This window comes from Bacillus sp. EE-W1 (genome assembly GCF_009760835.1).
Classification (GTDB): domain Bacteria; phylum Bacillota; class Bacilli; order Bacillales; family Bacillaceae_G; genus Bacillus_A; species Bacillus_A wiedmannii.
Map to the genome: position 1 here is coordinate 351 of NZ_WIPE01000060.1, position 23,368 is coordinate 23,718.

Genomic DNA, 23,368 nt, shown 5'->3' on the forward strand with positions numbered 1-23,368 from the left:
GTCCTTTCTTCGTAAAAGGATTATTTTGTTTAAATTCCATTTACTCTTTGCTAAAATTTAGTAAAAAATATCATGTTAATAGAGAAGCAATCATGAAGCATACTATAAACTTATGGTCTTTTATTTTTTCATTTATTTGTGTTGGTTTACTTATCCTATACTTTGAAAATGAATCTATTAATACAGCGATGAATTGGAGTTCTACCGACCCAATAATTTTTTTACTAATATTAACAGCTTGGACATTCATTGGTGGCCTTATAGGAATGAATACGCCAACTACTTCGAAAACAACGATTAGAAGTATAATTACAATCACACTTACATTGTTCTTACTTTTGTACTTAATATCAATAGTGTGTTTTAAGTATCTTTAATCGCATCGTAATTATTAAATTTGTTTTTTGGATTTTAATAGAATAAAACTCAATATTCCGTCAATAATGTATATGACATTAGATTTTCTCCTTGTTCCCCTTGGAGAACCAAGCAGTTAGCTTTTGCTAGCTGCTCTTATTTATTGTTTGGTTTAAACCATCCTTATTCTTTTGCTTCATCCATTAACTTTTCTATCGTGATATCTGTTTTCCCTAATATATTTTCCAGAGTTTTATTAACTGTCCATATCTGTGATCCGCTTAATCCACGTAATGGCGCATCAATCATAGACATTGACAAGCTCAAAATGTTCTTTTTAAGTTGTTCGAGTTGTTCTGTTTCTTTCATATCCATTCCCTTTTGTATTAAAATGAAATTTTCATTATAAATAATGAACTTTCAACGTTACTCAATTGTAAATATACATACAATACTATTTATCCATAAAGGGGCGTCTTTATATGAATCCATATCAAAGAATATCTTTAATAATGGTTATTTTAGTACCACTTCTTTTCTTAACTGTCACCCTAGTTACTGGTCGATGGGGGTTCTTCTTTTGGAGCCTACTGACTAATCCCCCTTTTGGAATCGTATATAACGTGAATTCTTTTCCGATGCATCCTACTAGTAAAATCACGAGCAAGAAACTAAGGAACAATCTACATTTCATAAAGCCCTGCCCCTCTTTAACATGCAATCCAGTGAAATAATTTGTTTCAGATATGTAGAAATATGGTTTAACCAGCAATCAATAATCAGGTGTTTTTACCTTAAGTATACCTGAGTCTATTTATTTCCCAATCCGAAAGAGATAAATAGTTTTGTTCCCATTCATGAAATAGCACGATGAATGCATAATTACATATCTATTTAATTACTTTTAGTGTTATATTTTAATAGCGATGAATGCTATTATTTCATAAGTTGTCAACAAGCGTTATGTATGTATGAGAAAAAGGAAGGAGTCAAATAGGCCCTTCTTTTTTTCTTCCAATTAAATAAATTGCTCTCTGGTAAAAATTTAAATAGTGATGCTGATTCACAGGCGTCTAATTATTGCTGGTATGATCACTTTACCTATTGTGGCAATACTTATGAGAAGTAAGTACTCTTTTATTTACGATAAAATGGAATTATTATCGTTTATTTCTCAACATTTAACATATTGAATTAAATTCCCTTTATTGTTATTATAATGGTGACAGTTTGTTTTCAAGTGCTTTAATTTAAGGACCTGATTTAATACATCAGGTCCTTCTTAATTTTCTCACTAATAAGATAATATTTTTTAACTAGATAGACATATGTTATTTTATACAGACACTTCACTCATAAAAATCTAGCTTTTTTAAGAGCATGCTTATACGCTTATTCTTCCTACTTGCTATGAAATAAAGGTTTCGTTTTTGTACACCTGAATTTTCACAAGCACCCCATTTATTTCAAATTCATTCTAATCTTTAATCAGATATAGCCTTAATAAGCTAGCAAATCCCTAAGTCTTAAATACCAGATATGAATATAAACAATTAATAATATATTGTTAAAATTAAGATACACAAATGTGGGACAAATTAAAATTTTACACAATGCCCTAGGATAATAAGATTGTTTTCTTCTCATTTCTATAGGATGTTTGTCCGTTTTTCTGCAAAAAATTAAACTGCTACGATGATTGCCTTGTTAATTCTTTAATTTCTTTTATCAAATATTCATAAACAAGTGGAGAATAGTAGGAAAACAAATAAGACTGCTAATCAAATGCACGTATAAGTGGCATATTAGTTTTTCTAATTTTACAGAATCACAATAATCAATACCTTAAAAATAAACTTCATTTTTAAAGAACTATTAAATTTGCAACAAATAAATAAAAATCATGTATTTGTTCCAACTAAACCTATTCTATAGGTATAATCATTATTCTCACATACTTCAACTTAAAAATTTCTCACTATGCATGTCATATTTTAATTGAATTTTATATCTGCTACTTGTACAAAAACACTTGATTAGAATACAAACTTACTAAATATTCTAATACTTGAAAATGGTTATTAGCAAATTTAAAATGACTGAGATTCTATATACTTTTTTTAACGTATTCCCCGAAAGAATTCTCCTTCCTCAAGCGTGTGAAGGACGTAGCCCAACGATAGGTGGGAGATGAATTTCGGTTTGGCATAGCCAAAAACTTTTGATAAATTAGCTATATGAAGTTCTTTGATAACTTGATATAGAAGGTTGCAGGAAGAAAATAGAGTGCGAAAACCAAGCCATTCGGTTCCTGCGTAAAATATCAACCGTACCAAAAGAGCGTCCATGCGTTAGACATCTAGGGGTGGAACACCCCGAAGTAACGCTCAGGGAGACGAAAGGTTACTTTCGTCGTGGAACTGAGAAGCTCCCACTTCAAGCTTTGCTAAGTGGCGAGTAGTTCACAAGTAATAAATAATTATAAATAAAAAGAGAAGAACCCACCATAGTTCTTCTCTTTTTATTTATAAATTTAGGGTTTTCATATCTGTTGATATGAATAGCAGTAAATTAATGGATGAATAATTTACTAACAAAATTATAACATGTTATACAAAAGCTTTTATATGCAATATTGCATATAAAAATTCAATTTTCAAACAATCACATATTATAAAATAACAACTCAATTAGTTGTTATTTTATAATTAAACAGATAATAAAAAAGCAACTCGGATTGGGGTTCGAGTTGCTTTTTTAAATAATGCTTATATATGTATTATAACATTTCGCGTAATAAATCCAATATCAAGTGACTAACTTTTCTTATTTCTCAATATTTTCAGTTTTATAAAATTGCTCTTAGCGTTTGGAAAACTATTATAATTACCAAAATCTATTGAATTTTTTCAAAAATATACTTCTTAATGAATGATAGAATGTTATACTATTTCATGAGTATAATTGCTTTTACAATTTGTTGAAAATAGATACTCAATAACTTTTGATCATCCGATGTTTTTTTCATAATATAAATTCCTCCTTTTAAAATTTTTTATCCTATAATATTTCATATCCATATCTGAATAACTTTATAATACTAAACCCTACTTCGACTTACCATTTCACCTGTAATGGAAAAAGGTTATATTTTTTCTATTCGAAACTAATTTGAAAGGATTTTTTATCAAATGAAAAATACCGTTATTCAAACTAAATCCACTAACATGATTGGAACGGAAAATAGCAATAAGGAAACAACTACAAATTCTTTACAAGCAATATTAGAAATAAAAGTAAAAGAAGGACAGTTCCGGGAATTTATGGATTGTATACAACTTGAAACAAATATTGAATTTTGTTATAGAGTTACAGGAAAGACTGACTTTATTGCTAAAATTATAATAACTGATTTGAGAGAATTAGAAGAATTTGTTGATAATTATATTTCTGTAGCTCAAATAATATCTAATCTTATAATATTCAAAACAAATACTAATTATGATTTGACAGATAATTAAGGTTATAAGCGACTTTTCCTAATAATAAACACCATAACAAAAAACTACACTCCTAACAATTTGGGTGTAGTTTTTTGACAATATAAATTAAGTTTAAGTCACAACTCTAAAACATAATATAAATACATTACTACACAAAATGCATAGTAAAATTGAACTAATACTCTCATATCTATATAAAGAATTAATGTGGATATTGTTTCATTTGAGAAATCTACTAATAGAGTAGTTGAAATTTAATTGCTTATTTGAATTGGAATTAGGAAATGATATTGACTATTTTAATTATAATTAAAGGCGAACTAAAAGAAATGAGTACTGTATAATACAGTACTCATTTCTACATAGTTATTTATACGTTGTTTCGACGTTATAAAATTTACTTCATTAGCTATTCTTTTCATTTAATACGCTGCTATTAAAATGATTTTGGAGCAACTTCTTGTTGTAAAACTTCTATTTTTTTTCTATGATTTAGTTCGTTAAGATAAATTACCATCATAGTAGCAGCAACAACCGTACCTATCACTCCAAAAAGATGACCTGCATTCATAATCCCAATCCATTGAATAGGTAATGCTAACGATAAAGGTAAAGCGGCTTTGGTAAACTGGAATGCTAGTGTAGATCGACTAGACCAAATAACCGTTTCTTCTTTTGTTTTAATAAAGTCAAACATGACAGTTCTTTGATTGATACGTGAACGATTAAAAACAAAACCAAGCATAAATGAAACGGCAATTGCTAAATACCAGGAATGCACTAATCCTAAAGTAATATCAAAAACAGCAATTAATAGAAAAATTGACCTTGGAATAAATTTTTCAAATTTCCCAACAAGTGTAGCTAATAAAGCCCCTAAACCTGCTGCAGCACTAACAAATCCATACTGCATAGGATCCCAACGATATACATCGTGAAATAAAATTGGTACTAAAAAATTAAATGATGCAAGTTGTATTGTTAAAACAGCAATACCAGTAATTGTAATCCATAATATTTTTGAATTATCTATTGGATTTATTTTTTCAATATGATTTGATACAGGTTTTTTATTTTGCTGAACATCTTTACTTTTTAATAGCGGCATTAGAAGAGGTAAAAATACCCCAATACCTAAAGAGAATGCTAAACCATAAAGTACATTATTAAATCCACCTACATTCATCATAAATCCTGCTATTGCGTTCCCACCAAATGCTCCAATTTGTATTGCAGTTTGTAACATATTTGAAGCCTTTCCTGCTGGAATTTCTCCTGATAATACCATTTGAGACATATAAGTTTCCAAGCTTTGCGTAGATAAAAATAAAATAATAGAAAAAACACCTGCAAAAATATATAAAGTAAAAACATTAATATGATCACTATTCAAAAGACTTATTATAATCAGAATAATGCCGATGCAACGGACACCAGAGAAAATTAACAATGGACTTTTTGTTAACCACATCTTAAGACTTTTCGAATATTTTTGCATAAAGAATGGTAACAAACTCATTAATGTTAATATAATTCCTAAATGAGTAACTGATCCCCCTTTATCCAAAATTGTCCAGGTTAGAGTTACTGTTAACATACCTTCCCCACAAAGAGTCAGCGCCAATAGTACTATAAATATAAATTGAATTGGCATTATACATTCCTTCTTTCTTATATCGGTTGTTTGACCTTAAATTTGTTTTAACTTGTTTAAAGAAAGGGATTTGGAAAATACATAACAAAATTGCACATTGAAAATGTTCTGTTATACCCGCCCTAAATACTATTAGATTGTTATTTAAATACTGTAAACAATCCAATCACTCTTATTTGCTTTTTGTTTTTTATAGAAATTTTGGGCAACTATATTATCTTTTGCGGTAACCCATTCCATATAGGCATAATTATTGTCTTGGACGTACTTTTTACAAGTATTAAATAACATATCCCCAATACCCAATTTTCTATAATCAGGGATAACAAATAAATCATTTAAAATCATTGCTCTTCCCATACTTAACGTACTGAAAGTGGTATATAAAGTAGCAAATCCTATTGGCTCTTTATTAATCGTACAAACATAGAATAATCCCAAATCTTTATTTTCTATTATAGTATTTACTAATTTATCTAAAGAACTTTTTTCACGCACAGGCTTTTCATAGAATTCCATATACATTCTAATTAAATTGATAACAGTCTCTCTATCATCATAGGTCGCTTCAAAAATTTCAATATTCTCGAGATTGTTCATAGTCTTTTCTCCCCCTATACTCCAGTAATCATTTTCGCTATTCTCTTACCAATACCAGGAGCCAACTTTACTCCACCACCACTCCAGCCAGTTGCAACGATTAAACCTTCTACTTGTGGAAATTGTTCTATAATTCCTCGATTATCTGATGTATATGCATCAAAGCTTCTTCTTCCACCTATAAATAAGTTTTTATTTAGATATGGCAATCTACTTTTTGAATTTTGAAGCATTTTTTCTAAGTCATTTGGGTCAATTGACATTTTATTGTCTGGATCAATATCATACTTATCTACTGGATATCCTACTAGAGAAGTACCTAGATTATCAGGTCTGCCATATAATCCAGTACTATCATCTATAAAAATTGGATGGTCTTTTTGTCCTATTCCATCAAAGAAATGAATTTGAATAATTTTACTTCTTACTGGAATTTTAATACCTATAGTATCTAATATATTTCCACTCCAGGCTCCAGCTGCCACAACAACATGTTTACAATGTATAGTCCCATAGGAGGTTTTAACACCTACAACACAGTTATTATCCATTAAAATTCCTTTCACTTCTATTCCTTCACAAGCTAATGCACCTTTAGTTTTAGATGTTTCAATCCATGTATTCGTGGCTAACGATGGGCTAATGTACCCTGCTTGTTCCTCGTAAGCCACACAGCTGTTTTTAGGCAAATTTATAAATTCAAATTCTTTCTTTAATACTTCAGGTGAAAGGATACTAATTTTATGTCCAGATTTTCTAAGTTCTCCAATTTGCTTTTCCATTTTTATATGTTGTGTTTCATTTTCAACATATAACATTCCAGTCTGCTTAAATTTAACCTCTTCACTAATACTAAAAAAATCATTTATTCCTTCTTTTGCTATTTCAGTTAGATAAGGATCATTATGATAGACCCTTATAAAACCTCCGGATTGGCCTGTTGATCCACTACTAAAGGAATTTTTCTCTAATAAAATTGTATTTGTAATATTTTGCTTGGTTAAATAATACTGTATAGCTGCACCAATAATGCCGCCGCCAATAATAACTACATCAGCTGAATGTTTTATGATAATTCACCTCAACAAAAGATTTATCAATAACTTGTGCAATTATCCATGAAGCTCCTAAACGATCTCCATTGCTTGAAAATTTAATTGTAGAATTACCTGTTGCTAATTCATTAATTAAATTTTCTACATTAGATTCAATACATTCTAATAGATACGAAGCTGCAAGAAATGATGTTTCTACATAATCCTCTTTTGCTTTTATGGTAAAAGCATCGTTAGAATAATCTTGGGCTAATTCTATAAATTCATCTACATAAGAATCATCTGAAGCTATAAAAATTCCTTTATACCCTCTCATCCTCAGTTCCCTTAGATAAGTTGCGGAGTTAAAGTGTGTCCCAGCAAAGAATATTGCATCGCTATGCTTATTATTTTCACTATTAAAATCTTCAATTCTAGTAACTTCTTTAAATGAAGAATTTGCACTTTGATACAGTAAATCTGCTAGGCTTTTCCCGTAAAATGTTTCATCAGAAACTGCCTTAATCGTTTGAATATCTTTAGTTTTCAAAAAATTAATAACAGTTTCAGCTTGTACCAAATCATTAGAACAAAACCTAAATACTAATTCCTCGTTATTAAGCGTAACGTCTAAATTAGTCGATGCAGGAACTAAGAATGGAATTTTCGCCTTGGAATAAAACGGTATTGCTTTTAAAGCACATGCACTATTAAAGTGTCCAATTACAGCAACAACCCCTGATTCAATCATTTTTTTAGAAATATCTTTGATGGTATTTGGATCTCCTTTATCATCTTGATAAACCCATTCGATGTTACCAGCATAATTTAGCTTCGCACGATTTACACCCTCAATTAACATTTGTCCGTATACAGACCTAGGACCTGAAAAAGGGCCTACTACTCCAATTTTTATTTTCTCTTTCATAATTTGAGCTCCCTATATATTTTTTATTAGGAAATATGAGGAGGTAAGTACTACCTCCTCATATTATCAAATATTCTGAAGATAACAACTGTCGTTTGTTTTTGAAAAATAATTCTCTTGAAGATCCACTTTCTGTCCAGCAGGCAAAAAGCTTACTTCCTCATCCAACTGCATGTCAACATTAAATCCCAAATCCCCCCATAGCATTTTACCAAATGTAGGCATGATTGGGCTAGAAAATAATGCTAAAATTTTTGCAGTATATAATTCTAGTGCAATAGCAGTATTTCTTCTTTGTTGATTATTCTTTAATACCGTTAAAAATTCTTCTCCTGCCGAGAATTTTTTAGCAATTCTGACTAGTTCATTTAATAATCTAACTACCTTTTGCGGTGAAAATGTATTTGGTTCATATGCATTCATAATTTCATTCATAATTCGATTTACATGTTGATAATACATTAAATAGTTACCTGATAGTGTCTCTAATTCTGGAGCACCATTTGGAGACTCAGCTTCTAACTTGCATTTTAAATCATGTAACCATGATTCCCATTCTTGGTTTAAGTTCGTATCTACAATATGATTAAATTCTTCCATAGTGAAGTTTGTTTCAACTGTTTCCGGTCTACTATAAGATAAATAATACCTTACAACATCATGTGAAGCATTTTCTAATAATTCTTTGCCCCATACAGCATGTCCCCTACTTGTTGAAAACTTAAGACCCTCTAGTTGATAAAATTCATTTGTTATCATTGTTTTAGGAAGAGTTATATCTTCACTATATGCTAGCCAAATAGCTGGGAAAAGCACTGAATGGAAATAGCCATTATCATATCCAAAGAAATTAATGATAGTCGTATCTTGATTATTCCAAAAATCCCTTAACGTATACGAAAGGTTTTTATCCTGAATTAATTCGTTTGTCGCAGATAAATATCCAGGTGCCATTTCAAACCATACATATATAGTTTGATTTTCATATCCTTCTACCGGAACTGGAATTCCCCAATCAGATACATGTGAAATAGGAATATCAGGAAAATCTTCATCTAGCATTCTCTCACATAATGCCGTTAGATGTGGCCCTATTTTTAATTCTTTGTAGTACTGTTTTAATTGTGTTTTATAATTACTTAATGGGAAAAATAGTTGTTTAATTTTAGATTTCTCTGGTTCGCTACCACAACATTTACAAGTTGGGTTTAATAAATCTATACACAAATTAGGTCTACCACATTTTTCACAAGCGTTGCCATCTGATAATTCATCACAATGTGGACAATTACCTCTCACATAAGCTTCATAAAGGTGCTTATCGCATTGCTTACAGAATAGAATATCGACTTCTTTTTCTACTAATTTACCTTCATTCCACAGTTTTTCAAAAAACTCTTTGACAAACTCAATGTGGAATGTTGAAAAATGAGGTTTTACAAAAATATCCGGATTAATTTCTGCTAGTCTTAATGTTTTTTCAATTTCATTAGCAAAATGATCTGCCGTTTCTCTAGGAGATTTTTCTAATTGTCCCGCCTTAAACGGCACATAGCTTTGATGATCATCCGCCCCACTCATATAAAAGACTTCATTTCCTTTAAGTTTTAAATATCTAGTTAAAATGTCAGCTCCTGTATATGGACCAGATAGGTGCCCTACATGTAAATCACCATTAGGTGTTGGTGGTGTGGCCGTTATTAAATATTTCTTTTTACCTGAATCTAACTTCTTGCTATTTTTTTTACTAAAAGCATTTTCCCACCATATGGTGAAGAATATCAAATTTTCATCTGATGTATTTTTCAAACTATGTTCTTCAAATGGTGGAATAAAGATGGCGTCCCCTTGCGTAACAGGTTCTTCTTTTTTACCCACTTTAACTATTCCTTCACCCTTAAAGATAATAAAAGTTTCAACTTCATGATGTCCATGAATTTTAGAAATTTCTCCAGGTTCTATGATTCCCCACATTGCACCAAATGGTGAATCATATAATTTATTAGAATGCGGAAATAATCGTTGACACATAATATCATATTCATTTGTAAAAATCTGTGGATTTATCTTTTCAATATGCATCTTTAGACCCCCTATATTATGAAACCACGTTTTTAGTTTTTTCTTCTGTTAATGAATTATTTTCTTGTACGGTTTTTAAAATTTCATTTGATCGAATAGCTAAATTAGATAATAAAGTGTCACTCAGTCCATGAGTGCTCTCATTTACACCCTGTAAATAAATACCAGGTTTAAATTTATCCGTTGTTTCTAAACGATAATTTCGGGAAACTTCAATATTATCTGAAATGTACGAGTTAAGATTTTTTAATAAAGGATGGTTCTTTTTACTTTCGTACCCAGTAGCAAGAATTACAGCATCAGCTTCAATAACAACTTCTGTATGTTTAACTATGTCTTTGTAATAAACAACCGCTTTATCAGACAGTGTTTTTATCTCCGTTAATTCTAAAAATGGCTTTATTCTAAAACGATCTTCTCCATGAAATTTTTGGTTATATAAAGCTTTATTAATTTGGCTTATTAAACTTCCATCCGCAGCTGCATAATTAGTATCACTGTGGTGTTTTAATAAAGCATCTCGATTTTTTTCTGGTAAAGAATAAATAAAGTCAATCATATTAGCGTCAAATATACGATTAACAAGCTTACTTTCATTTACAGCTTTATATGAGAAAGGTCTCATCGTTGCCGTAATATCTGATTTCGGATAATTATTGATTAGATGGAAAAATAATTCAGCTGAACTTTGTCCCGAACCTACAACTAAAAACTTATGAGCGTCATTTTGTTTAAAGTTATTAATTTTGTTTTTAAATTGACTTGAATGAAATACTCTACTATTATTCAATTCAATGTTTATTGGCGTTCTTGGTGTTCCACCTGTAGCCAAAACAATATTTTTAGTAATATAGCTCTCTAATTGATTAGTCTTTGTATTTTGCACAATAACTTCTAATAATTCGACAGAATCTTCAGATATAATAGGGTCTACTGAAATTACTGTTCGACTATAATAAACGTGTTCTTCTAATTGAGATGCAACCCAAGACATATAATCATTGTATTCAAGTCGTGACGGATAAAACTCTGAGAGATTAATAAAATCGCTTAGTCTTTCATTTTCATGTAGATAATTTAAAAAGGAGAATTTACTTTTAGGATTTTTTAGAGTTACAAGGTCTTTTAAAAATGAAATTTGAATATTTGTATTATCTAAAAGCATCCCTGGATGCCATTGATAGTGCGTTTTTTCTTCTAGAAAAATTCTTTCCATTGAATTATTTTCTTCTTCAATAGCAGTTGCTAAAGCCAGGTTCGCTGGCCCAAATCCAATTCCAATAACATCATATATTTTATTATTCATTTGACTCGTCCTTTTCGTTTTTTTAAATTCTCGTATATAATTTTATTTTTTATAGTTTTTTTATAGTTTTTTTATAGTTTTAAAAATAATTTCAGAAAAAAATTATTTAGACATAGTAACTTTCTTACTTAAAAGTTCAGTGATAAGTCCAATTGTTGTGTTGACAGTAATATTATCCTTGTCTAATATAGGGTTTATTTCCGTGAACTCTGCAGCTACTAGGTTTGTATTATTTCTTAGCATATCAATTGCCTCTTTTGTATCATCTAAACTTAAACCATGTGGAACTGCTAATCCTCCTCCAGGAGCAAATTCAGGATCTAAAGCATCTAAATCAAATGTTAGATGAACTGCATCTGTATTATTATTGAGAATCTTAATTGCCTTTTCCATAATACTTTTTATTCCTTGTTTTCTCACATCTTCTGCTGTAAAAATTGTTACTCCTAAATTTTTGAGAAACTCTTCTTCCCCCGGGTCTAAATCACGAATTCCTATTTGTACGATATTCTTTGGATCAATTTTAGTTTCTTTCTCTAGAAAATCTTTAAATTTTTCGTTACCGTATCCTAAGAGAATTGCTAAAGACATCCCATGAATATTACCAGAAATCGATGTTTCAAATGTATTTGCATCCCCATGAGCATCAAACCAGATTACTCCCAATCGTGGTATTTTTCTAAGAATTCCAGTTACAGTCCCAATTGCAATACTATGATCTCCACCTAAAACTAATGGGAAATGCCCTTTTTCCAATTCGTTCTCAACTGTCGAAGCAATATTTTTACATATATCAATTACTTCATTTGAAAACTCTTGTTTGACAATTCCATAATTTTTATTATTGGTTGAAGGAAGAGAAATGTCTCCTAGATCAACAAAATCAATTCCGATTTCAGTTAATTGCTTCGACATACCGCCATATCTTATAACATATGGTCCAAGGTCAACCCCTCCTATACTAGCTCCGAAGTAAGTAGGTGCTCCCAAAATAGATACTTTTTTATTCATAATATTTTCCACTCCATTTCAATAAGAATATATATAGGATTACTTGGTTTTAAATTGATACTATTAAATAATTTATCGATAAATCTAGCGGTTATATTCCTCATTTAAAACAAGGAATATAACAACCAGATTTACTTAAGTTTTTATGCATGAACCGGAATTTCTAATTCTATATCTAATTGATTATCTAATACTCTAGCTCTTTGACGCAATTTTTCTACATCAGATTTATCATTATATGGTGCTCTTAATGAAAGTAAGCCCGTTATATCAAATCCTTTTGGAGCATGATATACTTCAGCTCCTACTTTTGCTACAGGATAGTAAGCCTTATACTCTGGCTGTTCAGCAACAATTCCCAATTCATTTTTCTTTATAATTCCAGATCTATATACAAATTTAATACAAGTACAAGATTTTGGTGTTTTAGATCTAGTTAAGAAGAATTCCATAATATCCCCTTTACAATCTAATAAACCAAGAATATTAACGGCTACTAAATCAATTCCATGCACATCACGTATATTACGATAAACATGCCCGCCACTGATTCTAGTACTAAATTCTACAACTTTAAAATTCCCTTGCGTATCTCGGCGTAGTTCTACATTAAATAAACTGTTTTCAATAGCTAATTTTCCACATATTTCTTTAGCAATATTAACAACTACGTCTTCATCTACACCAACATACGGTAAAGTGTATTCATCTTCCTCGAAATATGGACCCATCATTTTATTTTTATTGTGAATTCCACCAAGGTAAAATTCTCCATTTAAAACGACTCCATCAACTGTAATTTCTTCTCCAGTCAGAAATTCTTCTACTAATGCCACACATTGTTGTGTTTGATTAAAATAGAATCCTTTATTTGTTTTAGAAAGATTAATAATTTTTTCTAATGAATTATTTAATTCTTCTAAGCTGTTAACTAAATATACAGATTCACTGCTAGCAGCCATAGTAGGCTTAATGATTACAGGGAAAGGAATATTTTCTATTTCTTTCTCTGCATCCTCTATAGAATTAACTTTTGCAAATTTAGGACTAGCAATAGAATTCTTTAACATAAATTCTCTCTGCTTTGATTTATCTCGAGATGTCGTAGCAGCTTCAACAGATAACGCTTTATTGCCAAAGCGTTCATTAATTTTAGCAGTTAATACAATATCAGTTTCTTGCCAGGTTACAAAAAAGTTAATTCCTATATCTTTTCCTTTTGTAAAAATATAATTTTCAGCATCTATTTCAGAAGCCTCTTCAAGTACAATTACTTCTTTAAAGCGCGCATCCATTGTTTTACTTGGTACACTCGTAAACAAGTAAAGTTCATCAGATATTCTTCCTGCAGTTTCAATATGATCACCATGAATGCTATAACCTTTTCTCATGATGATTCCAATTTTTTTATTTTTCATATGTAATCTCCTTTTCTTCTCTGTATATCTTGATAACACGTTGTAATCGTATACTAAAACTTTTGATTGTTCAATAGATTAGAAATATTTAGAAACTTTTTTCCATAAATATATTTTCATGTAAAAAAAACCCAAAAAACCTCAAATTGAAAGACATGCAACTAGATATTTTTACTTGAAAAAATTAACAAGAATTCATTAAAAACGCCGTAAAGTTTACCTTTTTTAAACATAAATTTCCTGATTTTAACATTTTTGTTTTTTTCTATTGATTCTTATTTATTGAAAAAGTTTATTTTTCTTTAATGGAATAACATACCTGCCTATAATTAGTTGTTGTCTAATTTAAACAAACTTGATAAAAAGACTTTTATTTTCACCTTTCTTATTATGCAATTATCGTTGTAATTTAAAATCTTTTTCGCAAGAGTATTCAGCAGGTGCAAAGAAAACAAGTACCGTGAGATCTTCTTCAATAGTATGAAATCTATGTTCCATGTTAGCCTTTACATAAATAATAGAACCAGATTCAACAAAAATATTTTCACTCTCTACTTCAAGTTGTGCTCTGCCATTGATAATATAATATACTTCATCTTCTGTATGTGGTTGTTGGATATCTAAAGATCCTGCTTTCAATTCATAAATTCCCATACTTAGATCCGTTTCATGCAAAAATTCATAATAATTTTTGTCTATATTTCTTTTTTCTCTTAAAATCTGTGTAAGTTGATAATTTTTCATTTGTTATCCTCCTAATGTTATAAAATTCTTGAATCAATTAACTTAGTTAACTTAATAAAAGGAATATATCAGGTATAAACTAAATTCCTTTACATGTGTCTAAAGAATTAATTAAAGATATATAAACTGCCAGCATAACAAAAAGAGATAGAAATAGTCCTATCTCTTTTCTACATAAGGGCCATGCTTACAGATTATCCTTTCATTTCAAATTTAATTTTAATAGGAGAAATCTTAATATTCAATCTCTAAAATATTTTCTCAATATGTATAATTTAATCTTTAATTTATACTATAGTTAACTCTATTTTTAACACATTAGCCAAATATATAGTGTTTTTTCACTCTTATTAAGGATATTAATTCAAGGATCATACCGAGATGAATTCATTACCAGTATTATCAATAAGTTCTTGAATGAACTATCTATTTTTCCTTATATAAAATACTTCTTATCAGATATCGCGCTTTGTATAACAAAGTACTAGATAATATCTTCTTGTTTTACTTTACCTTTAACCTTTTATTATGATCCGTAAAATAAAGAAGCTATGTATGTAATAATGACATACCTAACAATCTTAATTATAAGCAGTCTTGTGAACTATAAACATCAAAGAGGAAGCTATATGCATAGTAGTATTATTATAAATACCCTGGAACAAGGGGATTCATTCGGTTTTGTTAAGATTAATTCGATGGCTATTAAAAATAAAAATTAACCAAAGTAAATACTACCGATTGTTGGGTAGTTCATATAACCATTCCGTAAAATCTATAAAAAATGAAAGGAGATAAATACATATGAAAAAAATGAATTTCATTAGATCACTTATACTTATAATCACAGTTATAGCTCTAGGAGCATGCAAAGATGCAAAACTCAACAATTCACTAGATTGGGATGTACAGAAGTTCTCATTTACAGATCAAAATGGGAAGCAATTTGGATCAGCTGAGTTACAAGATAAAATTTGGGTAGCTGATTTCTTCTTTACAAGTTGCCAAACAGTTTGTCCACCTATGACAGCCAATATGGCAAAACTCCAGAGAATGTTGAATACGAACGGGATTAAAGATGTAGAATTTGTATCATTTAGTGTTGATCCTGAAGTAGACACACCAGAAAAAATAACAGAATTTATGAAGACCTATGCAATGGATGGAAGTAGGACTCATTTCCTCACGGGATATAAAAGAGCAGATATTGAAAAGTTTGCTAAAGAAAACTTCCAATCACTTGTAACTAAGCCAGAAAATGATACACAAGTTATACATGGCACAAGTTTTTATCTGATTAACAAAAATGGAAAAGTTCTAAAAAAATATTCAGGTGTCGAAAATACTCCTTATGATGAAATTATTCAAGACATTAAAAAAATTAGATAATAAAATTCTATTAAGTCAATAGTTTGAGGAAAGTGAAAGTTTACTTTCATTTTTTAAAAATAATTACAACAAAATTTGTAATTACTTTCTCAATATATATACTATTGTTGATTATGGTTTTAATATTAAGAATCAGCAAAAATCTAAGCAAAATAAAAATATAATGGTTATCCTTTTTGTTTACTCCTTGTGCTAAAGATAAGATCGTATTCGCCGATCTTATTTTTTTACTTTATATGCTTTTGATACAAAAATGAATCCTTATATAATAAGAATTCTGTAACTGGAACTAAAAATTTTTAATAATTTAGGAGATCATTTGTTTGTAGACCACTTGCTTCCTACTATGAACCATCGACAGTAAATTTATCTGTTGAAACAATCTGCCCACGTTAGGGAACCCTACTTTTTAAAAATATAGTAGAAAAGATGGATATGATGATTAGTCTAGTTACTACGTACATGAGGATTGAATCTGGATCTACGGAAGAATTAAAAGAACTTCAGAAAGAAATTATCCATGCTCAAGCATATATCCAAAAACGAAAATTTGAAGAAACACAGAGATAAAATCCTGTGTTTTTATTTGGACGTCTATGAAACCAATTTGTTATAAATCAAATTAGATGTAATTTAGTCATTGTTTTGGCATAATCCATACAATTTGTTGAATTCGTACAATATACGGTACCGTATCTTCAATGAGCAAATGATCTGGTTTAACATCTTTTAACTTTCCTCTTACATTATCTCTTACAGTTTCAATAACCACATATTTACCAATTACTGTTTGTAATGTCTGATATACGTAGGGATTAGGTGTACTTACCATATGTTGTTCACTCAAGTCATTTCCTTCCAAATAACTCATTCTATACGACTCCTTTCTAATTTGCATTCTTTCTCCTAATATATGATATAAATCTTATAAATATGCTAGAAGGATAATTCATTATAGGAACGGAAATAACATTTTAATAAGATACGGTTTCTATTTCAAAATTGCTAAAAATTATTTATATAAAGTTACTTATCTGAACCCTGATTCGCTTTATCGATAATCATAACACTATCTTTTAGTAGCATTAATTTATGGATTTCCCCAAAATCCTCATTCATCATCTCTAAAGTTGCGATAGTAGAATGGTATTTTTCTCTTACAGCTGAATTAGCTTCTTTTTCATTAAAAGTTAAGCAACCAAAATTCCCTTAAAAAAGTTGTATTCGGAATATTGTAACAAAATCAAAAAAAGACCCTACAAGAGGGTCTTTCATCAGCTAATATTAAGCTTTTTGAACATTAGTAGCTTGTAGGCCACGTTGTCCTTGTTCTACTTCAAACGTTACACTTTGTCCTTCGTCTAAAGATTTGTAACCGTCGACTTGGATAGCTGAGAAATGTACGAATACGTCTTCTCCACCTTCACGCTCGATGAATCCAAAACCTTTGTCTGCATTAAACCATTTTACTTTACCTTGTTCCATAATTGTTGCCTCCTAGTGTGGATATCCACACATATTGTTACTACCCTTGCTCAAATACCTTAGACGAAAAACAAAATTTATTCTTAATCTCAAACCGAACAAAAATAGGTCTTTCTTAAATTAACATACTTTCTAAAAAATAGCAAATTTCAAAAATAAATCCTTATAGTAATTAACCACTAATAGTGGTTGCTGGAGAAAAAGTCACTATGATAGTCATCACAGCAAGAAGTTGCCAAAGGATCTCAACAATATCATTGATTTAATTTTTTTCAGACATTCAACAATTGATAAAATTAGCTATTTTCGATTTAAATTTTACTTCTGATAACGAAAGTTATGTAAATAAGCTAATTTTTAATATTAGAGCAAACTCCTCCCCGAATGGAGAGGAGTTTGCTCTTTTCAACAATGCAAAAACAATTAAAATTCTTGTTTCTTATACTCACTAATGTACCTAAACAATAAAGTTGTCCCTGCTATATTAGACAGAATGCTGACTCCTAACATTACAGCCCATGCAATATTCTGAACTTTCATTGTCAAAGTTAACATGGGAAAGCACATGCCAACCGCAACAAACAAGAAACCTAAAAGTTTATTCATAATTTTACACCTCCCCTTTTTGTATTTTAACATTATAATGAAACGATATGTTATGTAATTTTGGGTATATATGGTATTCATGTTAAATTGACATAACGTCTCATTATTGATAGCAAGAAAAAAACGGATCCCTACTCTCATAAGGGATCCCCCTTCCTTTTTCTATAACTCTATTTTTATACGTTCCTACCGGCGGTGCATCCTCCTGCCCTCACCAGAATTTCCACCACGGCTTCTTCTCTTTCGCTGCAGCAACCTCATCCCGAAATTCTTGCATCATTCTCTTCGTTTCCTGCATCTCACGCAGTGTCTTCATAAGTGTCTCATCTCTTGCTTCCAATCGTTTTTCCACCCGCTCATTATGCGCTTCTACGCTCGCTTTAATTTCTTCATTACTCTGCTTCGCCTGGTCACTTAATCGCTTCTCCATTGCCAACATACCCTGTTTCATTTCTTGTGCCATAACGCCATACTATTGCTGGAGTTGTTCTTGAATATGGAATGGGATTAGGTCTGTTTCCTTTGGCTCTTCTTTAATCAAATCTGGATTAACCTTTTCTATTTGCTGCGCAATCATCTTCGCTGCTTTCTCTAGCGTCATACCGTCATGCTTGCTCAGATCAATTAATTTCTCAATCACCATAATGTCACTGTCTGTGTATTAACGTCTACCACGATTATCCTTCTTTACTGCGAATCCTTCACGTGATAATACTTCCATGTACTTTCTAAGGGTGCTATCGGATATTCCTAGTCGTTTGTATACTTCACTAGCAGAATAAACAATTCCGTCCGTCATAACGTCACAACACCTCCTAGTGACAGTATTCCATGATGTTTTATAAATTCCTGCAAATAAAAAAACCGACTCATAAGAGTCAGTCTTTTAATTATTTTTTACTTAGCATTATCTCGTAGATCTTTGATGGACATTGGAATAGTTCTATATAGAAATACTGCTAATTGTTCACGCGTAATTGTACCGTCTGGATTAAAGTTATTATTACCTACACCACCAGTAATACCATTACTATATAAAATTTCTACGGCTTCATTAGCCCAGTGTCCTTGCATATCATTAAATTGATGATCAAACTTCTTGTTTAACCAAAAAGCGTTTACGAAAGTTTGAGCAAGTTCTGCTCGGGTTACAACTCTATTTGGATTAAAACGACCATCAGACGCGGAAGAGAAAATTCCACTTTTATATGCTGCTGCAATTTCCTTTTTAAACATTGAATCGTTTACATCATTGAAAGGAATCGGCTGTGACATATCATAATCCGGAATTTTCACCGTTCTATATAAGAATACCGCTAAATCTTCACGCGTTATTTTTTCTACAGCTCCAAAATAACCATTGAGGTATCCCAACATTATATTGTGGTCAACCATGTAGTTAATTTCATTATATGCCCAATTCCAATCGGGCACATCTATAAATTTACTAGTTTGAGCACTCGCTGCTTGTATTCCCTGATTTGTGGTATTCCCTGATGTCTCAGCCATAGAGTTATTTGCAAAAAAAGTTGTACCAAATACTGCTGCACATACACCTGAAATTAATAATTTTTTCATTACTATTCTCTCCCCTTTATTTTAAACGTCAATAATACAATTCCAACAATCATTATATAACTATTTTAGGATTAGTAAAAGAAGGAATTTTTTTGATTTTTATTCCAATAATAAACCCATTAATGAATTAAATAGCTTTAGCGATTTCAACAAGCAACCTCATAAATAATGGAATCATTTGGACTACAATATAACCAATCCCCGCACGACTGATTAGCGAGAATCCCCGTTCCTGGCTGCCTACCATAATGAACAAGCCGCATAACGCTACAACGGATGCGTTTTATAATAATATGACGTTGAAATTTATCGATATTATTGGTGTAAAACAAAAAAATCATCTAATAGGGCGGATTCTCTTTATTTCGCATAATTATTATTATACTAATCTAAAGTTTTTATATTTACATTTTTTTCCTTTTATCTCATAATTTTAATTGGGGAAAGGGAGGGGAAAAATGGTTTAAATCAAAGTAACACCTGAAGTACTAGAAGACGTCGCTAATCGTGCAAATAATACCAGAATCGCATTAGAATCTATACATAATAATCTATGTAATGAAATAGATCGTTTATGTTTTCAATGGATTGGTGCCTCTAATCAACAATTCGTTCAAATTTTCAACGATGCGAGACCAAAAGCTTTTACATCTATCAATTCGATTATAAAAGTGGCAGAGGATTTGAAACGAATTGCCGAAAAATTCCGTACCGCAGATGCTTCATATGACGAAAATCTTGAAGAAGGAGCAATGTGTGGTCCGTTAAATAGTGAGAAAAATGATGGATCTTTACGTGATAAAGTTTGGCATGGCCTCAAAGAAACTTATGAGGATTTTAGTAAAGTAAAAAATTCCGATGAGTCTTTATATGATAAATTTAAACATGGTATCGATACAGCTTATAAAGATGTGAATAAAATAAAAGACACTATAGATGATGAAATCGAATCTGCTTTTGAAAAAGCTGGATTAGGTGTCCCCTATCACTTAAAAAAGGGAATGGGCGACGCTATAGTTGATGAATTATTAGGACTTGCAGATGCAGTTATCCATCCAATTGACACATTTAATAACAAGATTGAAGCCGTTTCTCACCCAGTCGAGACGTTCAATGCGATAAAACAAACAATTTCTGATTCTTGGAATCGTGATGTTACTAATGGTGACTCGTATAGTGGTGCAGAATGGTATGGAAGCGCGGCTGGTCATACTATATTGGCTGTTGGACAACTATTCGTAGGAACAAAAGGCGTGGATAAAATTGCAATGTTGAACCCTGGCACAAAATTAGCTGAGATTTCACGAACTGCTAATCAAAGCTTGCAAGACGCTGCATCCTTATTCAATCGTAACCACAATGAGTTTGCTTTAGCTGGTGGAAATAATATACGCTCTGTATTTGATACACCTGATTTTAGACAAGCTGAAGAAAAGCTATCGACCCATCAGTTTGCTAAAGGAGAAAATACCACTACTGTGAAACCCGGTGATAGCAGTTCACTTACTCCAGGAGGCGGACTAGCTGCACATGAAGCTAGAGGTGGGCATTTACTTGAACGACATGTAGGAAAAACGGATGAAGAACTATTACAAAGAATACAAAGTGATCCTAGAATAGCAGGTGCATCTACTTTTACTGATAGGGCATCAGCTGAAAAAATAGTGGCTACCGTCTTGAATAACCCTCGTAATCAAGCACGCATTCAAAGTTGGTTAAATAATCCAAGAGACAATAATTTAATGTTACGTTATCATGGTACTGAAATAATTGGACGAGGTGTAATAAGAGGTTCTATAACAGTTGAAGATATGTCAAATGCAAAAATTGTACTTAAGAAGGATAGAAATGGAAGTTTTATTTTAACTGGATATCCATCTTGATAATAGGAGGAAGATTATGTTATTAGAAGACAATTTCGATAATCTCGAAGATGATGAGGTATTTCAATTTCTAGCAGGTACTTTTCACCAAGATACTTTCTATGAAGAAGCGCTCCAAGAATTACTAGAAGAGGTATCAAAAGAGTATTTGCAAGATGCTGCTATTTTTCTAACTGAATTTATTCAAAGCGATTATAGTAATACAGAAAAAAATGAATACATACGGTATTCTGCAGATGGAATATATTTTGATGGGTTAGAAGTAACACCATTAGAATGGCTGGAACAAACAGTTAAAACGATAAAACAAGCATTAAAAAATAATTAGTAAAAATTGACCGCCCGTAATAGGCGGTCTTTTGTTCATATTACTTCACATACACATAGGCTTCATTTGCTGTTACATAGTATGTTTTCCCTTTGCTATTGTGTACTTTAAATTGTAGGGATCCATTGACGTTTATTTTTGTATCAATTGTGAAACCTAATCCTGCATCTACAGAACCCGCAACATCTTTATCCTGCCAAGATGGAGCATCGTAGAATCGTAGATTGTTAACCTTTGAAACAACACGCTTCCCTACAATAGAAGAATCCACTGTGCTTTTCTTACTAAATTTCACATAAGATGGATCATTTTTAATCCATTGCTCACCGCCAAAATTTAACCAACCATCCTTTTCAGCCCATACAACATAAGCTTCTGGTTTGTTTAACTGACGAACCTTAGAATAGCTTGTACCAGGTCCTTTACGTAAGTTAACATTGTAACCTTCAATATACGCGATTCCGTCTGTTACAACTGTTGGAACTTCTGCTGGTTTAGATGGCTTTTCAGGTACAGAAATATCCACATTAGAATTATTGTATGCTCGTTGTACGTCTGCTCTAAATTGAGCTTCTGAAACGCCATGAGACTTTAAGTAATTAAGTGGATCTTCATGACCTGTACCACCCAGATATTTCGTCACATCGTAGTGAGTCCATAATCCTTTTTCTACTGACAATCCACGATCACAAAGGATTTTAGCCAATAACTTAACATATTTATCATAGCTGCGTTTAAATTTCTCATAATCGCTTGTTTCGCATAATTCTACATGAACAAATCGTTTATTAGCAGCAGGGCCACCGCCGTAAGCAATATACTTTGTATCCGCAATCTGATAGGAAGAAACTTGTTTAACTCCCCCTCATGGTAATCCCAAATTTAGTCTTGAAATTCTCTAAAACTCATTGTATTATATTTTTGTATTTTCTCAGTTCCCAAGCCGAGGAAACATCATCACTTCTGAAAAGAACCCGAACTCTATCGGGTTCTTTTTGTAAATTTAAAACCATCCATTGTTTTGTTTAAATAGGTTAATCTATCAATTATATTAAATCAATTAATTCGACTATTACATATTAAAGTTTAATACGTATACTATAGTAGATTGCTAGAAAGGAGGCGTAACCATGGATAGTTGCGTTGTGTTTGTAAATGGACAACCTTTTTTAGTTCTCTCAGTAGCTGGTATTGAAATTGCTAGATTGGAGATTTCTCTTCAAGTAGCATTAGCTCTTAGAGTACTTGGAATACCAATCTGCGATTAATTACCAAATCTAAAAAAGAGGGCATTAGCTCTCTTTTTTATTTCTCCTTTATCTTTCCTTAACAACAAACAAGACGCCACCCAGATTGCGGTAGCGCCTACGATAATTCCTATACACTTAATCAAAATCATATTTCCTCACATTATTTATTTCTTTGCTTCCATACCCCATTCTCTTTACGATAAGTATTCTTG

19 protein-coding genes and 2 pseudogenes are annotated in these 23,368 nt (G+C 31.2%); 5 read left to right on the plus strand and 16 right to left on the minus strand.

All coding sequences use genetic code 11. The annotated features are described in order from the left end of the window. Positions 1-540: 540 nt before the first annotated feature. Positions 541-726 (minus strand): hypothetical protein, encoded by a 186-nt coding sequence (locus GFJ36_RS11515; protein ID WP_097890069.1) that lies wholly within the window; start codon positions 724-726, stop codon positions 541-543. A 2,822-nt stretch (positions 727-3,548) separates the two neighbouring features. Here GFJ36_RS11515 and GFJ36_RS11520 point away from each other — a divergent pair. Then, positions 3,549-3,878 carry an Lrp/AsnC family transcriptional regulator gene (locus GFJ36_RS11520; RefSeq protein WP_097890066.1) on the plus strand — a complete coding sequence of 110 codons (330 nt, stop codon included), beginning with the start codon at positions 3,549-3,551 and terminating at the stop codon, positions 3,876-3,878. 418 nt (positions 3,879-4,296) lie between these two features. Here GFJ36_RS11520 and GFJ36_RS11525 read toward each other — a convergent pair whose 3' ends face one another. The 9 genes from GFJ36_RS11525 to GFJ36_RS11565 all read right to left on the minus strand — a co-directional run bounded on the left by GFJ36_RS11525 (position 4,297) and on the right by GFJ36_RS11565 (position 14,637). Beyond that, positions 4,297-5,514 carry an MFS transporter gene (locus GFJ36_RS11525; protein ID WP_097890065.1) on the minus strand — a complete coding sequence of 406 codons (1,218 nt, stop codon included), beginning with the start codon at positions 5,512-5,514 and terminating at the stop codon, positions 4,297-4,299. Between the two features lie 144 nt (positions 5,515-5,658). Continuing rightward, complete coding sequence (locus tag GFJ36_RS11530) at positions 5,659-6,114, minus strand: GNAT family N-acetyltransferase (protein ID WP_097890064.1); 456 nt, start codon at positions 6,112-6,114, stop codon at positions 5,659-5,661. Positions 6,115-6,128: 14 nt separating this feature from the next. After that, the gene (locus GFJ36_RS11535; RefSeq protein WP_346265320.1) at positions 6,129-7,190 is read right to left on the minus strand and encodes an NAD(P)/FAD-dependent oxidoreductase; all 1,062 of its coding nucleotides are present in this window, start codon (positions 7,188-7,190) and stop codon (positions 6,129-6,131) included. Beyond that, positions 7,168-8,076 (minus strand): branched-chain amino acid ABC transporter substrate-binding protein, encoded by a 909-nt coding sequence (locus tag GFJ36_RS11540; RefSeq protein ID WP_097890062.1) that lies wholly within the window; start codon positions 8,074-8,076, stop codon positions 7,168-7,170. The genes GFJ36_RS11535 and GFJ36_RS11540 overlap by 23 nt, the downstream gene beginning before the upstream one ends. Before the next feature lie 66 nt (positions 8,077-8,142). Continuing rightward, positions 8,143-10,158 (minus strand): class I tRNA ligase family protein, encoded by a 2,016-nt coding sequence (locus GFJ36_RS11545; RefSeq protein ID WP_157349562.1) that lies wholly within the window; start codon positions 10,156-10,158, stop codon positions 8,143-8,145. 16 nt (positions 10,159-10,174) lie between these two features. Beyond that, positions 10,175-11,464 carry a lysine N(6)-hydroxylase/L-ornithine N(5)-oxygenase family protein gene (locus GFJ36_RS11550; protein ID WP_157349563.1) on the minus strand — a complete coding sequence of 430 codons (1,290 nt, stop codon included), beginning with the start codon at positions 11,462-11,464 and terminating at the stop codon, positions 10,175-10,177. 102 nt (positions 11,465-11,566) lie between these two features. Continuing rightward, positions 11,567-12,475: an arginase gene (gene rocF / locus GFJ36_RS11555; RefSeq protein ID WP_097890059.1), complete on the minus strand. Its 909-nt coding sequence runs from the start codon at positions 12,473-12,475 to the stop codon at positions 11,567-11,569. A gap of 143 nt (positions 12,476-12,618) precedes the next feature. Beyond that, on the minus strand, positions 12,619-13,893 hold the full coding sequence (locus GFJ36_RS11560) for an ATP-grasp domain-containing protein (protein ID WP_097890058.1): 1,275 nt from the start codon (positions 13,891-13,893) through the stop codon (positions 12,619-12,621). A gap of 396 nt (positions 13,894-14,289) precedes the next feature. Continuing rightward, positions 14,290-14,637 carry a cupin domain-containing protein gene (locus tag GFJ36_RS11565; protein ID WP_097890057.1) on the minus strand — a complete coding sequence of 116 codons (348 nt, stop codon included), beginning with the start codon at positions 14,635-14,637 and terminating at the stop codon, positions 14,290-14,292. A gap of 804 nt (positions 14,638-15,441) precedes the next feature. On the opposite strand from GFJ36_RS11565, the gene GFJ36_RS11570 reads away from it, so the two are divergent. After that, positions 15,442-16,026, plus strand: coding sequence for an SCO family protein (locus tag GFJ36_RS11570; RefSeq protein WP_097890056.1), 585 nt, complete (start codon positions 15,442-15,444; stop codon positions 16,024-16,026). A gap of 637 nt (positions 16,027-16,663) precedes the next feature. Here the strand turns inward: GFJ36_RS11570 and GFJ36_RS11575 are convergent. The 5 genes and pseudogenes from GFJ36_RS11575 to GFJ36_RS11595 form a co-directional block, all read right to left on the minus strand. Next, entirely contained in the window at positions 16,664-16,897 is a 234-nt protein-coding gene (locus GFJ36_RS11575) for a YuzF family protein (protein WP_097890055.1), read from the minus strand. A gap of 413 nt (positions 16,898-17,310) precedes the next feature. Then, positions 17,311-17,511 (minus strand): cold-shock protein, encoded by a 201-nt coding sequence (locus tag GFJ36_RS11580; protein ID WP_157349564.1) that lies wholly within the window; start codon positions 17,509-17,511, stop codon positions 17,311-17,313. Positions 17,512-17,934: 423 nt separating this feature from the next. Next, positions 17,935-18,117 carry a hypothetical protein gene (locus GFJ36_RS11585; protein ID WP_098230487.1) on the minus strand — a complete coding sequence of 61 codons (183 nt, stop codon included), beginning with the start codon at positions 18,115-18,117 and terminating at the stop codon, positions 17,935-17,937. 211 nt (positions 18,118-18,328) lie between these two features. Beyond that, positions 18,329-18,916 (minus strand): annotated as a pseudogene (locus GFJ36_RS11590) (DUF3967 domain-containing protein). Positions 18,917-19,014: 98 nt separating this feature from the next. Further along, positions 19,015-19,695, minus strand: coding sequence for an S-layer homology domain-containing protein (locus GFJ36_RS11595; RefSeq protein ID WP_157349565.1), 681 nt, complete (start codon positions 19,693-19,695; stop codon positions 19,015-19,017). A gap of 467 nt (positions 19,696-20,162) precedes the next feature. On the opposite strand from GFJ36_RS11595, the gene GFJ36_RS11600 reads away from it, so the two are divergent. Continuing rightward, entirely contained in the window at positions 20,163-21,578 is a 1,416-nt protein-coding gene (locus tag GFJ36_RS11600) for a WXG100 family type VII secretion target (RefSeq protein WP_242015983.1), read from the plus strand. A 16-nt stretch (positions 21,579-21,594) separates the two neighbouring features. After that, positions 21,595-21,906, plus strand: coding sequence for a contact-dependent growth inhibition system immunity protein (locus GFJ36_RS11605; protein ID WP_157349566.1), 312 nt, complete (start codon positions 21,595-21,597; stop codon positions 21,904-21,906). Between the two features lie 40 nt (positions 21,907-21,946). Here the strand turns inward: GFJ36_RS11605 and GFJ36_RS11610 are convergent. Then, positions 21,947-22,744: pseudogene (locus tag GFJ36_RS11610) on the minus strand (N-acetylmuramoyl-L-alanine amidase); the annotation flags it as partial. A gap of 292 nt (positions 22,745-23,036) precedes the next feature. Here GFJ36_RS11610 and GFJ36_RS11615 point away from each other — a divergent pair. After that, entirely contained in the window at positions 23,037-23,174 is a 138-nt protein-coding gene (locus GFJ36_RS11615; RefSeq protein WP_000376554.1) for a DUF3956 domain-containing protein, read from the plus strand. Positions 23,175-23,368 lie beyond the last annotated feature (194 nt).